The organism is Arsenicibacter sp. R0_47 (genome assembly GCF_057652235.1).
In genome coordinates, this window is the sequence record NZ_JBYFCJ010000019.1 from 55,935 (window position 1) to 71,311 (window position 15,377).

At 51.2% G+C, this 15,377-nt stretch carries 18 protein-coding genes; 8 read left to right on the forward strand and 10 right to left on the reverse strand.

The genetic code is table 11. From position 1 onward, the window contains the following. Window positions 1-40: 40 nt before the first annotated feature. Genes AC23NW_RS24730 through aroQ form a run of 3 tightly spaced genes read right to left on the reverse strand, consistent with a single transcriptional unit; the run spans window position 41 to window position 2,103 of the window. Window positions 41-607, reverse strand: coding sequence for a MarC family protein (locus tag AC23NW_RS24730; RefSeq protein WP_293842883.1), 567 nt, complete (start codon window positions 605-607; stop codon window positions 41-43). 39 nt (window positions 608-646) lie between these two features. Continuing rightward, window positions 647-1,684 (reverse strand): aminotransferase class V-fold PLP-dependent enzyme, encoded by a 1,038-nt coding sequence (locus tag AC23NW_RS24735; protein ID WP_487452830.1) that lies wholly within the window; start codon window positions 1,682-1,684, stop codon window positions 647-649. Beyond that, the gene (gene aroQ / locus AC23NW_RS24740) at window positions 1,681-2,103 is read right to left on the reverse strand and encodes a type II 3-dehydroquinate dehydratase (protein ID WP_293842879.1); all 423 of its coding nucleotides are present in this window, start codon (window positions 2,101-2,103) and stop codon (window positions 1,681-1,683) included. Before aroQ ends, AC23NW_RS24735 begins: the two co-directional genes overlap by 4 nt. Window positions 2,104-2,118: 15 nt before the next feature. On the opposite strand from aroQ, the gene xerD reads away from it, so the two are divergent. Beyond that, window positions 2,119-3,036: a site-specific tyrosine recombinase XerD gene (xerD, locus tag AC23NW_RS24745; RefSeq protein WP_487452833.1), complete on the forward strand. Its 918-nt coding sequence runs from the start codon at window positions 2,119-2,121 to the stop codon at window positions 3,034-3,036. 126 nt (window positions 3,037-3,162) lie between these two features. Here the strand turns inward: xerD and AC23NW_RS24750 are convergent, their stop codons facing one another. Beyond that, window positions 3,163-3,699, reverse strand: a complete 537-nt coding sequence (locus AC23NW_RS24750) for a hypothetical protein (RefSeq protein WP_487452835.1) — start codon at window positions 3,697-3,699, stop codon at window positions 3,163-3,165. A gap of 72 nt (window positions 3,700-3,771) precedes the next feature. After that, on the reverse strand, window positions 3,772-4,350 hold the full coding sequence (locus AC23NW_RS24755; protein ID WP_487452836.1) for a class I SAM-dependent methyltransferase: 579 nt from the start codon (window positions 4,348-4,350) through the stop codon (window positions 3,772-3,774). 68 nt (window positions 4,351-4,418) lie between these two features. On the opposite strand from AC23NW_RS24755, the gene AC23NW_RS24760 reads away from it, so the two are divergent. After that, window positions 4,419-5,603: an aminotransferase class V-fold PLP-dependent enzyme gene (locus AC23NW_RS24760; protein ID WP_487452838.1), complete on the forward strand. Its 1,185-nt coding sequence runs from the start codon at window positions 4,419-4,421 to the stop codon at window positions 5,601-5,603. Between the two features lie 255 nt (window positions 5,604-5,858). Here AC23NW_RS24760 and gloA2 read toward each other — a convergent pair whose 3' ends face one another. The 4 genes from gloA2 to AC23NW_RS24780 form a co-directional block, all read right to left on the reverse strand. Then, window positions 5,859-6,248 carry an SMU1112c/YaeR family gloxylase I-like metalloprotein gene (gene gloA2, locus AC23NW_RS24765; protein ID WP_293842869.1) on the reverse strand — a complete coding sequence of 130 codons (390 nt, stop codon included), beginning with the start codon at window positions 6,246-6,248 and terminating at the stop codon, window positions 5,859-5,861. Between the two features lie 10 nt (window positions 6,249-6,258). Next, window positions 6,259-6,477, reverse strand: coding sequence for a hypothetical protein (locus AC23NW_RS24770; RefSeq protein ID WP_293842867.1), 219 nt, complete (start codon window positions 6,475-6,477; stop codon window positions 6,259-6,261). Further along, window positions 6,474-6,974, reverse strand: coding sequence for a SixA phosphatase family protein (locus AC23NW_RS24775; RefSeq protein ID WP_293842865.1), 501 nt, complete (start codon window positions 6,972-6,974; stop codon window positions 6,474-6,476). Before AC23NW_RS24775 ends, AC23NW_RS24770 begins: the two co-directional genes overlap by 4 nt. 204 nt (window positions 6,975-7,178) lie before the next feature. Further along, entirely contained in the window at window positions 7,179-7,424 is a 246-nt protein-coding gene (locus tag AC23NW_RS24780) for a hypothetical protein (RefSeq protein ID WP_293842863.1), read from the reverse strand. A gap of 204 nt (window positions 7,425-7,628) precedes the next feature. Here AC23NW_RS24780 and gnd point away from each other — a divergent pair, with 204 nt between their 5' ends. Beyond that, window positions 7,629-8,525 carry a phosphogluconate dehydrogenase (NAD(+)-dependent, decarboxylating) gene (gene gnd / locus AC23NW_RS24785; RefSeq protein ID WP_487452840.1) on the forward strand — a complete coding sequence of 299 codons (897 nt, stop codon included), beginning with the start codon at window positions 7,629-7,631 and terminating at the stop codon, window positions 8,523-8,525. Between the two features lie 80 nt (window positions 8,526-8,605). On the opposite strand, the gene AC23NW_RS24790 is transcribed toward gnd, so the two are convergent. Next, complete coding sequence (locus AC23NW_RS24790) at window positions 8,606-10,021, reverse strand: pyridoxal phosphate-dependent decarboxylase family protein (RefSeq protein WP_487452842.1); 1,416 nt, start codon at window positions 10,019-10,021, stop codon at window positions 8,606-8,608. 141 nt (window positions 10,022-10,162) lie between these two features. Here AC23NW_RS24790 and AC23NW_RS24795 point away from each other — a divergent pair, with 141 nt between their 5' ends. The 5 genes from AC23NW_RS24795 (at window position 10,163) to AC23NW_RS24815 (ending at window position 15,245) form a co-directional block, all read left to right on the forward strand. Further along, complete coding sequence (locus AC23NW_RS24795; protein WP_487452844.1) at window positions 10,163-10,870, forward strand: hypothetical protein; 708 nt, start codon at window positions 10,163-10,165, stop codon at window positions 10,868-10,870. Window positions 10,871-10,999: 129 nt separating this feature from the next. Continuing rightward, window positions 11,000-12,070: a fatty acid desaturase family protein gene (locus tag AC23NW_RS24800; protein ID WP_487452846.1), complete on the forward strand. Its 1,071-nt coding sequence runs from the start codon at window positions 11,000-11,002 to the stop codon at window positions 12,068-12,070. A 162-nt stretch (window positions 12,071-12,232) separates the two neighbouring features. Next, on the forward strand, window positions 12,233-13,141 hold the full coding sequence (locus AC23NW_RS24805) for a DUF937 domain-containing protein (protein ID WP_487452848.1): 909 nt from the start codon (window positions 12,233-12,235) through the stop codon (window positions 13,139-13,141). A gap of 98 nt (window positions 13,142-13,239) precedes the next feature. Further along, window positions 13,240-14,130 (forward strand): trypsin-like peptidase domain-containing protein, encoded by an 891-nt coding sequence (locus tag AC23NW_RS24810; RefSeq protein ID WP_293845410.1) that lies wholly within the window; start codon window positions 13,240-13,242, stop codon window positions 14,128-14,130. Window positions 14,131-14,159: 29 nt separating this feature from the next. Beyond that, the gene (locus AC23NW_RS24815; protein WP_487452849.1) at window positions 14,160-15,245 is read left to right on the forward strand and encodes a M20 family metallo-hydrolase; all 1,086 of its coding nucleotides are present in this window, start codon (window positions 14,160-14,162) and stop codon (window positions 15,243-15,245) included. Window positions 15,246-15,377: the final 132 nt, after the last annotated feature.

The following is a 15,377-nucleotide window of genomic DNA, read 5'->3' on the forward strand; positions in this document are numbered from 1 at the left end:
TCAGAAATCCTGCCACTCATTCACTCATAAAAATCATAGGTCAGAAGTTACTCTTGAAGAGTTTAATGGCAATAGCGAGGAGGATGATGCCGAAAATTTTCCGGAGCACATCCAGTCCGCCGGGGCCAATGCGTGTTTCGAGCCACTCCGAGGCCCGCAGCACTAAATAGATCAGGGCCAGATTGATCAGAATGCCGCCAATGATATTGATGGTCTGATATTCAGCTTTGAGCGAGAGCAGGGTTGTCAGCGTACCGGCACCGGCAATGAGCGGAAAGGCAATCGGTACAATATGGGTCGCGCCGCCTGTTGAGACTTCAGCCTTAAAAATAGTCCTCCCCAGAATCATCTCCAGCCCGATCAGGAAAATGATCAGTGCACCCGCCACGGCAAAGGACGATACATCGACGCCGAAGAGTTTCAGGATGCTTTCGCCCAGAAACAGAAACAGCAGCATCAGCAGACCCGATGCCAATGTGGCTTTCTCCGACTGAATGCGTCCGACCTTCTGGCGCAGGTCAATAATGACCGGCAGCGAGCCGACAATATCAATTACCGAAAACAGAATGAGCGTTACCGAGATGATTTCTTTAAAGTTGAGTTCCATAGGTTGATGACATGATAAGAAGCGGCAAAGATCGTCACATTACGCGCGGAAACCGTATTCCTGACGTAAAAAGTCTTTTAATTTCCCCGTTTCCTCATCGGTAATGGCCGGAAAATTGGCAATCCGGAATGTATTCTCCTTCCAGTCGCCGTAGCCGCTGCCGAGTATCAGGCCGGCTTGTTTAGCCTTCGTTTTCACGGCTTTAATGTCGGCGCTGTCACCTGTTATGGCAATGACCGTGTCCGACCGTACAGAGCCGTTGGAGTCGTCGGCACCAATCAGCGGCCGGAACGGTGAGCCGGCCATTTCCTGCTCAAAGAAGGTGTACCAACCGGCGGCCCGTTGCCGGATCAGCTGATCGGTTACGGCAATGTCCGGGATTTGCTGCAACACCCGCATGAGCAGGTAAATACCCAGCCCGTTGGGCGTGTAAGGTGTCTGAAACCTGCGGAAATTGTCGTGTATGAACAGCAGGCTGTTGTAATGCGCCTGCTCACCAATACGTTCGGCCTGTTCGAGCGCCTGCGGAGAATAGACCAGTACCGCCAACCCCGCCGGCAAGCCGAAGCACTTTTGTACCGAGGCAAACCAGACGTCGGCCAGCGTCCAGTCGAACTGAAGCCCCGCCATCGATGAAACGGCATCAACGGCAATCAGGCCGCTGAACTCCTGCCGGAATCTCCTCATCATCGGCATGGGAACCTGCGTGCCGTTGGAGGTTTCATTCTGCACCAGGCACAACACATCGGCTTCGCTGATGTTGTAGGGTGGTTTAAGGCGATGCGCATACTGGCGCCACTTCTCGCCGAACGCCCCGTTGGTGGCATGCAGGCTGGTTTCGGCTGTCAGCGATTGGGCGACTATTTCCCAGCACTCGGTTGCCGAAGAAGTAAAGGCAATGTGGTAATCTGCCGGTATGCCCAGCTTTTCCCGCAGGAGCCGCATCGTTTCGGCTACGACCTCCATAAACTCCGGACTGCGGTGGTTCTGGCTGACAATACCGTTGCGCAGGGCTTCGGCGGCATAATCAGCGACCTGCGGATAGATTTTCGACGGGCCGGGATAAAACGTAATCATAGGCTGAGCAAATAACGGACGGCCATCTCGTAACCCATCAGCCCCAGACCCACCACAACGCCTTTGCATTTAGCCGACAGGTAGCTGTGGTGACGGAATGCCTCACGGGCATGTACATTGGAAATATGCACCTCAACGGCAGGAGCCGTCACGGCCGATAATGCATCCGCAATGGCAACAGACGTATGGGTATAGGCGCCGGCATTGATCACGATACCGTCGATAGAAAAGCCCAGTTCGTGAATTTTATCGATCAGCTCGCCTTCGTGATTTGACTGAAAATAGTGAATTTGCACGTCGGGAAACTGTTGTTCCAGCGTTTCAAGATAGTCGACAAACGTGCGGCTGCCGTAAATATGGGGCTCCCGTTTGCCTAACAGGTTGAGGTTGGGGCCGTTTAGTACCAGAATCTTTTTCATGCGTAATAAAGGAGTATGTGGCAAAGTTATATAAACGCATTCAAGAACTACCTGACCCTCGAGCGTTCGTTGTCAGAAAACTCCGTGGAGGCCTACCTGCACGATGTGGCGAAGTTGTGGCAGTATCTGGAACTGATGGGGCAGGAGTTGGGCCATGACGTACCGTCGCCGTTTCAGGTGACGGAAAAACACCTGATGAATTTCCTGAAATACCTGGCCGAAATGGGGTTGTCGGCCCATAGTCAGGCGCGGATTCTGTCGGGGCTAAAGGCATTTTACAAATATTTATTGCTGGAAAACCTGATTCAGCACGATCCGACGCAGCTGGTCGAAGCCCCGAAACTGGGCCGTAAACTGCCGGATACGCTCAGTTTTCCGGAAATTGAAGCGATGCTGGCGGCCATTGACCTGTCGACGCCGGGCGGCACACGCGACCGGGCAATACTTGAAACACTGTACAGTTCGGGCCTGCGGGTGTCAGAGTTGCTGGATCTCCGGCTGACCAACTGCCACTTTGATGTGGGGTTTATCCGGGTATTCGGGAAGGGGAGTAAGGTGCGGCTGGTGCCGATCGGGAAAGACGCCATTCATTATACGAGTCTGTACATTGAGCACGTCCGGCGCGGACTGGATATACAGAAAGGGGCTGAAGATCTGGTGTTTCTGAATCTGCGTGGTAGTAGTTTGTCGCGGGTGTCTGTCTTCAAAACCATACAGCGGCTGGCACTGGAGGCCGGTATTCAGAAAGCGATCAGCCCGCATACGTTCCGGCATTCGTTTGCAACGCATCTGATTGAGGGTGGGGCCGATTTACGGGCCGTGCAGCAGATGCTGGGCCATGAGTCCATCACAACGACCGAGATTTATACCCACCTTGACCGTGATTACCTGAAACAGACACTGATTGATTACCACCCGAGAAGCCGGCGGTAAGGGCACAAAAAAATCCCCGTTATGATGAAAACGGGGATTCTGTTGGCTCTGTTTTAACCCTAGTCAAATACACTATTTTATCTGTCTGTACCTGAAAGTAAATCTAGCGATAATCATGCCAATATCCTAGTTATCCGCTGAAGTTTTATCACCAATAAAACCCTGAGTACTATTTTTAAATAATAAGTTAAAAGAAGTCAAACTTCCGTATATACGAGTGATGTATTGCTGAATATTTATTTTGGCTTCATCGTCCAGTTCACTGGCATTGACGCGCTGTTCGAGTACACGCAGCCGGTCGCGGATCATAACAATTTTGTGGAAGAAGGTATCAATCGGAATTTCTTTGGCAGCCAGATCATTACGTCCCGGTTTCAGGATCAGTTTACCGCCTTTCCACTTGTCGCCGAGCGGGATGATTTCCGTCTGGTCAACCCATTTCTGTAGAATCCGTGACAAAGACTGCTCCACATCGAAGAGGCTGACCAGATCGCTTTCCGGTTCAAGCTGCTCAATAATGTCGAGCGGCGTATCGAACTTAATGACTTTGACGCCGTGGTCTACAAAGGTGATGATATAGCCGGTTGATTTAAGATTGATAATAACGCCTACACCAAATTCGCTGTGCCGGATGCGGGAGCCAATACCCAATAATAGCTGCATAGTACGGAAATCTGTTTTTAAGGCCTTAACAGGCAAACCATGTGCCAAGATACCTGAATTGGCCGGTAAATATCAGGCCTTCACCAGCCGGCAAACGAATGCACCCTTGGGTGTGGTAACCGTAGTTTCATCAACCAGCTGAAAACCAGCCATGATTTCTGCCCAATACGTATCGCTGTGCTTATGTTGATTAATGGTAATCAGCAATAAACCATCCGGTTTGAGATACTGCGTATACCGCTGCAGGGTTTTCAGGATGTGGCTGCTGTAATAAATTGACTCACTGAAAACGATCAGATCAAATGTTCCTTCAGGTGTATAGCGGTCCATATCCGCGACCAGATAAGTGCATTTCGGGTCGGCGGCGGCACGGGCAGCCTCAATAGCGCGGTCTGAAATATCAAGTCCGACAAAGCGACCATAGTTCTGTTGCTGGAGGCGTTGTTGCAACAGGCCTTCTCCGCACCCGATTTCAAGAATAGCAGGTTGGTCCGGTTTTAGAAATTTGATATACCCGACTACCACGCTGAAACGTCCCAGTTCATCGAGCGCTTTCAGCCCATGCCACAGGCCTTTGTCGTATTGGTAGTTCCAGCGGTCGCGGTTAATCCGGAGCACTTTTCGTTTGATAAGGGAAAGGAGAGAACTCATGACGCCTTCGTTTATGTGCCAAAGAAACGTGTTTTTCCTTAACTTGCCTATTTCAACAAACAACCCGTATGTCAAATCAATTGACCAGTCAGAAGCATTTGTTTGCACTTCCCGCCGACGTTCATTATATCAACTGCGCTACCCGCGGACCTTTCAGCCAGACCGTCGCCATGGCCGGTCATGAAGCCATTGACAGGCAAATGAACCCGTTTGGCCTGCCGCCGGATGCGTTTTTTTCGGGAGCCGTCAAGGTACGGGAACTGTTCTCGCAGCTCATCAATGCAGGCGATCCGGACCGGATCGCGGTCATATCGTCAGTGTCGTATGGGATGGCTATTGTCGCCCGCAATCTTCACCGGAAGCCGGGTATCAGGGCAGGGCAGCACATTCTGCAGATTGATGCCGAATTTCCGAGCGATGTCTATGCCTGGGACCGGGTGACGACCGAACTGGGTCTGACTATCAAAACAGTTACGATGCCGCATGTACCTGAGGGTGAGTCGGTCAGCGCCCGCTGGAATGAAGCGATGCTGGCAGCCATCGGGCCCGATACCGCCATGGTTGTTGTGCCGCATGTACACTGGATGTACGGCAATCGGTTTGATCTGGAAGCGATTGGCGAACGGGCGCGGTCGGTCGGGGCGTGGCTGGTCGTTGATGGTACACAATCGGTCGGGGCCTTGCCGTTTGATGTGGCTGCGATTCAGCCGGATGCCCTGGTGTGTGCGGCCTATAAATGGATGATGGGCCCGTATTCAACCGGTCTGGCTTATTTTGGTGAAGCCTTTGACGGAGGGGTGCCGGTGGAAGAGTCATGGATGAACCGGCTTGACAGTAATCAGTTTCACCGCCTGACCGACTACCAGCCGGCTTACCGGGAGAAGGCATACCGCTACAACATGGGTGAACACTCGCATTTTACGCACATGCCGATGCTGGAAATTGCGCTCACCCAACTGATACACTGGCAGCCGGAACGCATTCAGACGTACTGTGCCGGCTTACTGGACAATTACCTGCCTGAACTCACAGCGCTGGGCTGTCGTATCGAACCGGCATCCGGCCGGGGGAATCACCTAGTTGGCGTCTGGCTCCCTGAAACAGCTGATCCGATGGCGGTACAGCAGGTTTTACAGCAAAACCGGGTGTCTGTCTCGGCGCGTGGCCGTGCGCTGCGGGTTGCTCCGAATGTATATAATGAACCTGCGGACATGGCGGCCCTGACCGAAGCGCTTTCCGGATGCCTTTTTTAGTTGATGGTTGTTTCTGGTTGTTCTGATGGTTGCTGGTTGTTCTGGTGTTTACTGGTTGTTGCTGGTGGTTCTGGTGGTTGCTGGTTGTTGCTGGGTTCTGAAGTGTAGTGGTGGCATGACAACTCAGAACTACCAGAACTATCAGTAACGATTAAAACGTTGGTTAACGCAATAACTCAGAACCATCAGCAACAACCAGCAACGATTAAAACGTTGATTAACACAATAACCCGGAACTATCAGTAACTAAAAAAGTTAGATCGAATACAGTTCGAGCGGCAGGCCGTCGGGGTCAGCGAAAAAGGTGAAGCGTTTACCGGTGAGCTCATCGATACGGATCGGCTCAAGCTCAACGCCTTTGGCTTGCAGGTCGGCTACGGCTTCGTCAAGATCGTTAACCGAAAAGGCTAAGTGGCGCAGACCGGCAGCTTCCGGCCGAGACGGACGTTTGGGCGGATCAGGAAACGAAAAAAGCTCAATCTGATACAGCCCGTTCACCGCCAGATCAAGTTTGTAGGACTGACGTTCGGCGCGGTATACCTCCTGAATGATGGTCAGGCCGAGGATTTCGGTGTAAAACTGTTTTGCCCGCTGGTAGTCTGAGCTGATGATGGCAATGTGGTGTACGGCGTTTAGCAGGGCCATGCGTCAAAAATTAGTTCGTTTTAACGGTATCAAGACCGGTTGTGTCAATTGCAGTACCGTCAATAACGGCATTGGTGTCCCTGATGGCCCCGCCTGGCAAGGCCCGTTCAAGTTGCTTGCGCTTATTCCAGGGAGCGGTCGTCCGGCGCGCCATATCGATGGTAATCAGGATAACAACCAGTAAAAAAGCAAGAAAGACAATTATAAAAATGCGTTTGTTACGGTTCATTGCGGTAACTGTTTGGGAGCAATGTAATAACTCAGGTGTCCGGTCCGGCCCGATACTTCGGCCCAGTTCAGGTCATCAAAAGTAATAGCTGCAACCGAACCTTTACTCATTGAACCCACATCCTGATGGGTTAAAAATTCAGAAAAGTAAGAAACGTCGGGATTATGGCCTACAATCATGACCGAACTACAGGTTTCCGGCTGTTCGTTGACTTCAGCCAGATAGGCTCTCGGGCCTCCGTCAAACAGTCGTTCATTGTAAACAATGCGGTCTGTCTCATAGCCCAGCTGTTCGGCAATCACCTTTGCCGTGTCGCGTGCGCGGTTAGCAGTGCTGCTGATGATGACATCAGGGGCAACGCCGTTACGTTTCAGGTGAGCACCCATCCTTGCCGCAGCCATAATTCCTTCGGGTACTAAATCACGATCATGGTCCTGTTGAAAAATGGCACGGTCTTCGGCTTTAGCGTGGCGGACAATGTACAGGGTTCGGCGCATGGGGTATGTTGGTTAATGAAGATAGTTGATACTGATTCTGGTCCCTAAAGATGTGAAATATGTACTGTTTAACCTTTATGACTCAGATTTTTAGTTAGCTATATACGTTGAAATACCGGAAAAAACACCCGTTTTGTTTAGCGAACACTTAACAAAACCCCTCTGCGGTAGCCCTACAGACGGGCTAGCAGAGGGGGTAAGTTATTAACTGTAAGACGGTTTGTCAATATCCGGTTTATTCAGATTGCGGTTGGGGTGCTTCATTGGTAAATCAGCTGCCGGATTATCCCCATCCATGTATTTCTCTTCAAATTCGTCGGGCTCCGGTTCCGGAACGTCATCCATCTGAGCCGCCGGGCCATTTATCCCCTCTGCCGACCGATCACTCATGCCCTTGGGCGAAATGGCTTGTTTCGCCCTGATTTCGTCTTCATTTGGTTTGTTCTCCATAACGATAACTGGTTTCTGAAAAAACTATGCCCATCCTGAATTGTTCAGCGTGAAACGTGGCTTTTCCGCCGCCTTGCTGCCAGATGTAACCGCATCAGGTTAGAATGCCGTGAGGATTTGAACAATTTTACATCTTACTTTGTAGCACATATAGACAGCCACTGCTGTCTGCGGTTGTTATTGTTGATAAACTATTGCTACCAGATGCATATCGGATTTATTGGCCTGGGCAAAATGGGGTATAACCTCGTTGTGAACCTGTTACGGCACAAACACACAGTTGTCGGCTACGACATTAACGAAGAACTGGTTAATGGCATCAAAGCTGAAGGCGCCGGAGGCGTTACTACTCTCGAAGCACTTTATGAGGCATTGCCAGAGCCGCGTGTATTGTGGCTGATGATTCCGGCAGGGCCGCTGGTTGATACGGTTATCAATCAACTGCTTGCCTTTCTGCATCCGGGCGATACGCTGATCGACGGCGGAAATTCGCATTACCAGGATTCAGTTCGCCGCCATCAGTTTCTGAAGGAGCGCGGTATTGGCTATGTAGATTGTGGTACTTCGGGCGGTATGTCGGGCGCACTGAACGGTGCCTGTACAATGTACGGCGGAGATCCGGAAGTTGTTGAGCCGCTGCACCAGGTATTTAAGGATATTTCGGTAGAAAACGGCTCCCTGTATACCGGTCCGGCCGGGAGCGGCCACTTTACCAAGATGGTGCACAACGGGATCGAGTATGGCATGATGCAGTCGATTGCAGAAGGCTTTGAAGTTCTGGAAAAAAGTCAGTTCCCGTTTGATTACGAAGCCGTTGCCCGTTTGTGGAACAATGGCTCGGTAATCCGCAGCTGGCTGATGGAACTGACTGAAAATGCGTTCCGGAAGGATGCAAAACTGGATGAAATCAAAGGCCGCATGCATTCGTCGGGTGAAGGAAAATGGACCCTTGAAACGGCCCTTGACCTGGGCGTACCGACACCGGTAATTGCGCTTTCACTCCTGATGCGCTACCGGTCATTACAGGATGATACCTTCACCGGCAAAGTGGTTGCTGCCCTGCGCAATGAGTTCGGCGGACACGCGGTAGAGAAGAAATAAAACTACAGATTAGCTGTTAAGGCCCCTGGCGAACAAAGAAGCTGACAACGCTGCTCTGTTTGCCAGGGGCCTTAATTTGTTTACACCACGCCCCGTATTTCATCTAGCAGGGCATCCAGATCGCCGGTCGTGGTAAGCGGGTTCATGATCGAAATCCGCAGATAAAGATTGCCGTTCAGAGTTGTCTGGACGATGTAAAAACGACCTTCTTCCAACAGGCGTTGCCGGATACGGCTGTTCAGTTCATTTCCTTCAACCTCACCGTTTTGCGGCTGATAGCGGAAACAGACGATGTTGCTTTCGGGCCGGAGTGCGAGCGTAAAGTCAGGCGCTTTCGTTACTGCGTCAGCAAAGTAGGCTGCCAGCGCATGCAGACGCTCTATGTTTTCGGCCAGTATCTGTTCGCCGTACGTTTTCAGAACGGCATAAATCTTGACGCTCATCATCAGCTTCGTACATTCAAACGTACGCTTGCCGGAATTAAACCAGTCTGTCGATTGCTGATCGGCCCACAGGTATTGTGCCTGCTGATGGAAAGTTTTAAACGCGTCGTCGTTCCGGCGGAAGATCACCGATGTGGCCAGGGCAGGTACCATCAGCATCTTGTGCCAGTCGACCACGACCGAGTCAGCGCGTTCGATCCCGCTGACCAGATGCCGGTAGGTATCCGAGAACACAACGGCCCCGCCGTGGGCCCCGTCGGCGTGAAGCCATAACCGGTGTTGTTCGCAGAAATCAGCAATGGCCGGAAGGGAGTCATAGGCACCGGTAGAGGTAGAGCAAACGCTCGCGACAACTGCAAACACCCTGAAACCGCGCGCCCGTGCCTGCTCCAGATACGCCTCCAGAAGTTCTGCACGCAGCTGAAACCGGTTATTGACCGGAATTTTAATGATACCGTCAGCGCCGAGCCCCATGATACGGGCAGCACGATCGACGCAGTAGTGTGCTTCTTCAGACACCATAACCGCCAGTTTTTCCTGCGTCCCATCCTGCCATACGTCGGGGGCCTGAACGGCGCGGGCGGCCAGCAGGGCCGTGAGGGTTGCCAGCGTACCGCCTGATGTCAGCAGGCCGGATGACGTCTGAGGATCGAAGCCGATGCGTTGGGCCAGTAATTCAGAAACGATGCGTTCCAGCGGATTGGAGACGAGGCCCATTTCGTAGACGGCCATACCGTTATTAAGCAAACCCGACAACAGGCCGGCCAGGGCGGCAACCGGCAGCGGCGGCGAGACCTGATGCCCCATGTACTGCGGGTGATGCAGGTGGGTTGACCGCTTGATGACGTCTTCAAAAAAAGCGTTCAGGTCGCCGGTTCCGGCTGCAAAATCGGCTTGCCAGTATTGGTAACTGTCGTCAGGCGACTGATACGGGATGACTGTCTGAGTGCTCTGGTCCTGAGTGGATTGCAGGTAATCCGCCAGCTGATCAACAAGCGTGTGGGCTTGCCGGCGGAAGGTCTCTGCGGAGTAGGCATTGCTTAGAAGATCCATAGGTTGTTGTACGATCCGGTTATCAGAATAAAAGTAGTATCCTGTACCTCTTGCTCAAAACAATACCGGGAAAGTAGCGGATAATCTGTTGTTTTGTGGTAAAGCTACCCTTATTATTTTATCAGTTTACTAAACCACTTTATGCGGAAATTACTACTACCTCTTTTGGTATATGTGTTGGGTCTGACTGCACAGGCGCAATCCTTTTTGCCATCAATTGATCGTTTTTCGGGCAGTAAGCCGGGGTATCTGATCACCAAAGCGGGTGAGCGGATTGATTTTACACTGGATGATCTGGACCGTAAAAAGGGGCTGATTATCCGGGTTGAGGGCAAAACGACCGATGGCAAAAAGTTTAAATACGAAGCCGCTGAGATTCAGGAGCTGGGATTGAACCCGTCTGATTATGCAAAATTCAGTTCGGTGATGAACAGCACAAGTTCGGTTGTGAAAGCCCAGAAAACGAAAGTTAATGAGTCAACGCGGAATCTGGTTATTTTCTCGCAGGAGCATCTGGATGATCAGGACCGCGATGTACTGGTCCAACTGCTGAACCCCGGCTTTGATTCACGCATAAAAGTCTTTGATGACCCTTTTGCTACCCAAACAACCGGAGTAGGAGTATATGGCATACAAGTTACGGGCGGAATGGATAAGTCGTTCTATGTCAAGGCAAACGGAAAAGTGTTCCGATTGAAGAAGAAAAACTACGACGACTATTTCCCGGCTTTGTTTGGCTCCTGTCCGGCGGTTATGTCGAAATACGGCAAAAACTTTGCATGGCGTGATTTCAATGAGCATGTGTTTCTGCTGGATCAGGAGTGCGGCGGCGAAATCAGTGCAAAGTAGTAAATAGGATTCTGACCGCAGGATTTGATTCGGGTGATTAAATCGATATGTTTGATAGACGGCAATGAGCGGGTGCTTATTGCCGTTTACTTTATATACACGATTGTTCAATCCTCTAAATGAGCCTGCATGAAGCAACTTGGAACGATTCACGACCCAACCTTCTCCCCGAAACCGCATACTACCACTGACCGCTTTTTTCTCCGCTTTATTAAAGACGAACGTGACCTGCCCTTTGCCTACCTGATGGTGAAACTCACGTTCACGATCATTCCGCTGGCCGTTCTGCTGTTTATGCCGTTCATTACCGGCTGGGTGTGGGCACTGCTGGCAACGGGTTATCTGGTGCTGAATAATCTGGTTTTCAAAGGTCCTTATGGGTTAATGTTACATTGTAGCAGCCACCGTCCGTTGTTTAAACCGGAGTACAAGTGGATGACCTACCACCTGACCTGGATTATCAGCCCGTTTTTCGGGCAGACTCCCGAAACGTATTTCAGTCACCATATCGGTATGCACCATCCCGAAAACAACATTGATCCGGACGAGAGCAGCACGATGGCTTATCAGCGTGATAGTTTCCGGAGTTTCATGGCTTATTTTACCGATTTCTTCTTTTTTGGTATTCCGGAGCTGGTTACCTATCTGAAAAAGAAAAACCGCATACGGTTAGTTTACAGGGCGTTATTGGGTGAATTCAGCTTTCTGGCTATGGTCGCGGCGCTTTGCTTTGTTAACCTGGCAGCAACCGTTGTCGTGTTTATCGTTCCATTCCTGATTTACCGGTTTGTGGCTATGTTGGGGAATTTCACTCAGCATGCCTTTGTGGATGCCAGCGATCCGGATAACCCGTACCGCAACAGCATCACTTGCATCAATGTCAAGTACAACCATAAATGCTGGAACGATGGTTACCACATCAGCCATCATTACCGGCCGGCAATGCACTGGACGGAGCACCCGACATTTTTCCTGAAGACAATAGATAAATATGCACAGAATCAGGCTATTGTGTTCGATGGTCTGGACTTTCTGAAGGTATTCTACTACCTCATGAACAAGCGCTATGATGTACTGGTCCGGCACATGGTAAATATTAACGGAGCGTTCCGCGATGACGAAGAGGCCATTGCCGTAATGCGGGCGCGGACGCAGCGGATTGTACCGGTTGCCGTGCCAAAAAGCCTGGAACTGGCGTAAAGGGCGTAGGGCCGGCAGCGTAGGGCCGGGAGCTTAGAGCGTAGGAGGTCGTGCTCCTTGCCCTAGGCTCCCGGCCCTTTGCTATTCGCCCCTAAAGCTCTCTTTTCCGAACATTCACCTGTACGAGAGGTTGTAAAGCCATTTATAAAAACGTTATGAATCATGGCTTTAAATCTTTTGACCTATTTACGCGAACAGTTTCCGCCGACGGTTATTGATCAAATCAGCCGTCAACTGAATGAATTTCCTGAACAGACCGGTAGGGCCGTTGATGGGGCCGTGCCGACCGTATTAGGTGCGCTGGCGCAACGCGTCGGGCAGGGAGGTGTGTCGGGAGTTCTGGATTTGTTGAAAAACGGTAACTACAGCCTGCAAAGTACCCCGCCGGATATTAGTCAGGTGTCGGGCAGTACGCTGGACACACAGACAGCAGCTGGTGCCGGCAGTAATTTTATTACGCAGGTACTGGGAGACAATACACAGGCGGCGGCTGACCGGATTGCTGCCTACAGTGGCATACAGCCTTCGTCGGCGCTGGTGATCATGGATTTGATCGGGGCGTCGCTGACGGGTATTCTGGGCCGGCAGGCGCAGGAACAGGGGCTGTCGGCATTTAATCTGTCGTCGCTGATGGCGGGGCAGGTGCCTTATATTCGTGAAGGCTTGCCGGCGGGTCTGGCTTCCATAGAGTCACTGCTGGGTATTGACCGCATAAAAACCGATGACCGGTCTGTTGAGGCCGTTCAGGGCGTTGATCATTTTGAAAACACACCGGTTAATCCCAATATTCCGAAGAGTACGGAAGGAGAGCGGGTACGGGAAAACAACCGCTGGTTTCGCTGGATACTGCTTCTTGTAGGCGTATTGGTGCTCGGGCTGGCCATTCAGAAATGCCGGGAGCCGCAGGATAGCACAAGCGGGGTCTATACGGATACTACGCGACGGGCTGAACCGGATGCCGTTGAAGATACATCAGCGGCTACGAAACGCCGTGTGGAAGACGCGAACGGACAGGTTTATGACTCAACCGGATCAGGGCCGCTGGGTACGCGCGACTCATCCGACCGATAATTGAACCAACGGCCATATAAAGAATAGCATACAGTATTGGTGGATGAGGCGGTTGGTTGTATGTTTGTGGTATAACAGACCTCGACTACCATTACTGTATGTTTGTAGACGCTATTGAGCGCATAAATCAGTTCACGCGACCCCTTCATTCGATTATCCGGCTGTATGGTCACAGTGAAATTATTCCCGGCAGTGCCACCCTCTTTTTTGTCAACGACGAAGCGTGTGCCATCACCTGTAAACACGTGGCCGATCTGATCCTGACGGCCGACAGCATTTACCGGAATTTTCTGGATTTTCAGGGCGAACGCCGCCATTTGCTGAAAGACACGCACTACGGTAAGCATTTATCAAAGCTTGAGGAAAAGTATAAGCTCCGGCCGGAGAGCATGATCCGGATCCGGAACAATTTCCATAACTGTGTGGATACGTTCTCCGAGATGAAGGTAGACATGCACCCGTACGTCGATCTGGCACTGATTCGGTTTGTGGGCTATAACAAAACCCTGTATCAGTCACACGCCTATTTCCTGAAAGACAGCAGCAAAATAAAGCCGGGCCGCAGTTTATGCCGGTACGGTTATCCGTTTCCTGACTTCACTAATTTCCGGTTTAATCCGCTGATTGACGATATTGAATGGACCGCCGAAGGTCGCTCGAGTTCGCCGCCGTTTCCGATCGACGGTATTGTGACGCGGCTGATCACCGAGCCGAATATGACGGGTATTTCGGGCGTGGAAATCAGTACGCCGGGCTTGCGCGGACAGAGCGGCGGGCCGTTGTTTGATACGAACGGCGTTATTTACGGCCTGCAGAGCTCGACGCGTCACCTGCACCTGGGCTTTGATATTGAGGACCGCGAAGTACTGGTCAACGGGCGGAAGGCAAAGGTCTCGAATTACCCGTTTCTGAACGTCGGGCAATGTGTCCATGTCGACGTAATTAAGAACTTTCTAAGAGAGCGGGGGGTGAAATTCCATGAAGAATAGGTATCTTTGAGTAACAATGCCCACAAATTATGTCTCTGTTAACTGATACATCTTCCCGTCAGGCCGTATTAACAGAAGCTGCTATTGAGCTGCTTAAGCGCCTGATTGCCACGCCTTCGTTCAGCCGTGAAGAGGACCGGACGGCCCTGCTGCTCGAAGCGTTTCTGACTGAACAAAATATTCCTTTTGAGCGTAAAAAAAATAACATCTGGGCCTACAATCAGCACTTTGACCCGGCAAAACCGACTGTGCTGCTGAACTCACATCATGATACGGTGAAGCCTAACAAGTCATGGACGCTTGACCCTTTTGAGCCGGTTGTCCGTGATGGTAAACTGTTTGGTCTGGGCAGTAATGATGCGGGCGGGTGCCTGGTATCGCTGATTGCTACGTTTTGTTATTTCTATGACCGCACCGATCTGACCTACAACGTTATGCTGGCTATTTCGGCTGAGGAAGAAATCTCAGGCCGCGACGGACTGGAGCTGATTGTTGACGATTTGCCGCCGATTAGTTTCGCGATTGTAGGAGAGCCGACCGAGATGCATCTGGCTGTGGCCGAAAAAGGACTGCTGGTACTGGATTGCACTGCCCGCGGCCGGTCAGGTCATGCTGCCCGTAACGAGGGCGAAAACGCGATTTACAAAGCCATTCAGGATATTAACTGGCTGACCACATACCAGTTCTCGAAAGTATCGCCGACGCTGGGGCCGGTAAAAATGTCGGTAACGATTATCAACGCCGGAACACAGCATAATGTGGTGCCGGATGCCTGCACGTTTACCGTCGATGTACGGGTGACAGAGCAGTACACTCTCGAAGAAATCATTGCCATAATCCGCGAAAACATTGCGTCGGAGGTCAATCCGCGGTCGATCCGGCTGAAGCCGTCGAGTATTCCTGTGGAGCACCCGATCATTCAGGCAGGTATTGAGATGGGCCGTAAGCCTTATGGTTCGCCGACAACTTCTGATCAGGCCCTGCTCGATTGTCCGTCACTGAAATGTGGGCCGGGGCATTCTGAGCGGTCGCATACAGCCGATGAATTTATTTACCTCCACGAGATTGAAGAGGGGATCGGCATGTATATTCAGATGCTGGAAAAAGTCGTGTAGAGACGCAATATTTTGCGTCTCATTTTATGCATAAAATTTGCGTCTCATTTTTGTGTATTGAAGGCTGGCGCCAGTAGAGACGCAATATTTTGCGTCTTATTTTATGCATAAAATTTGCGTCTCATTTTATGC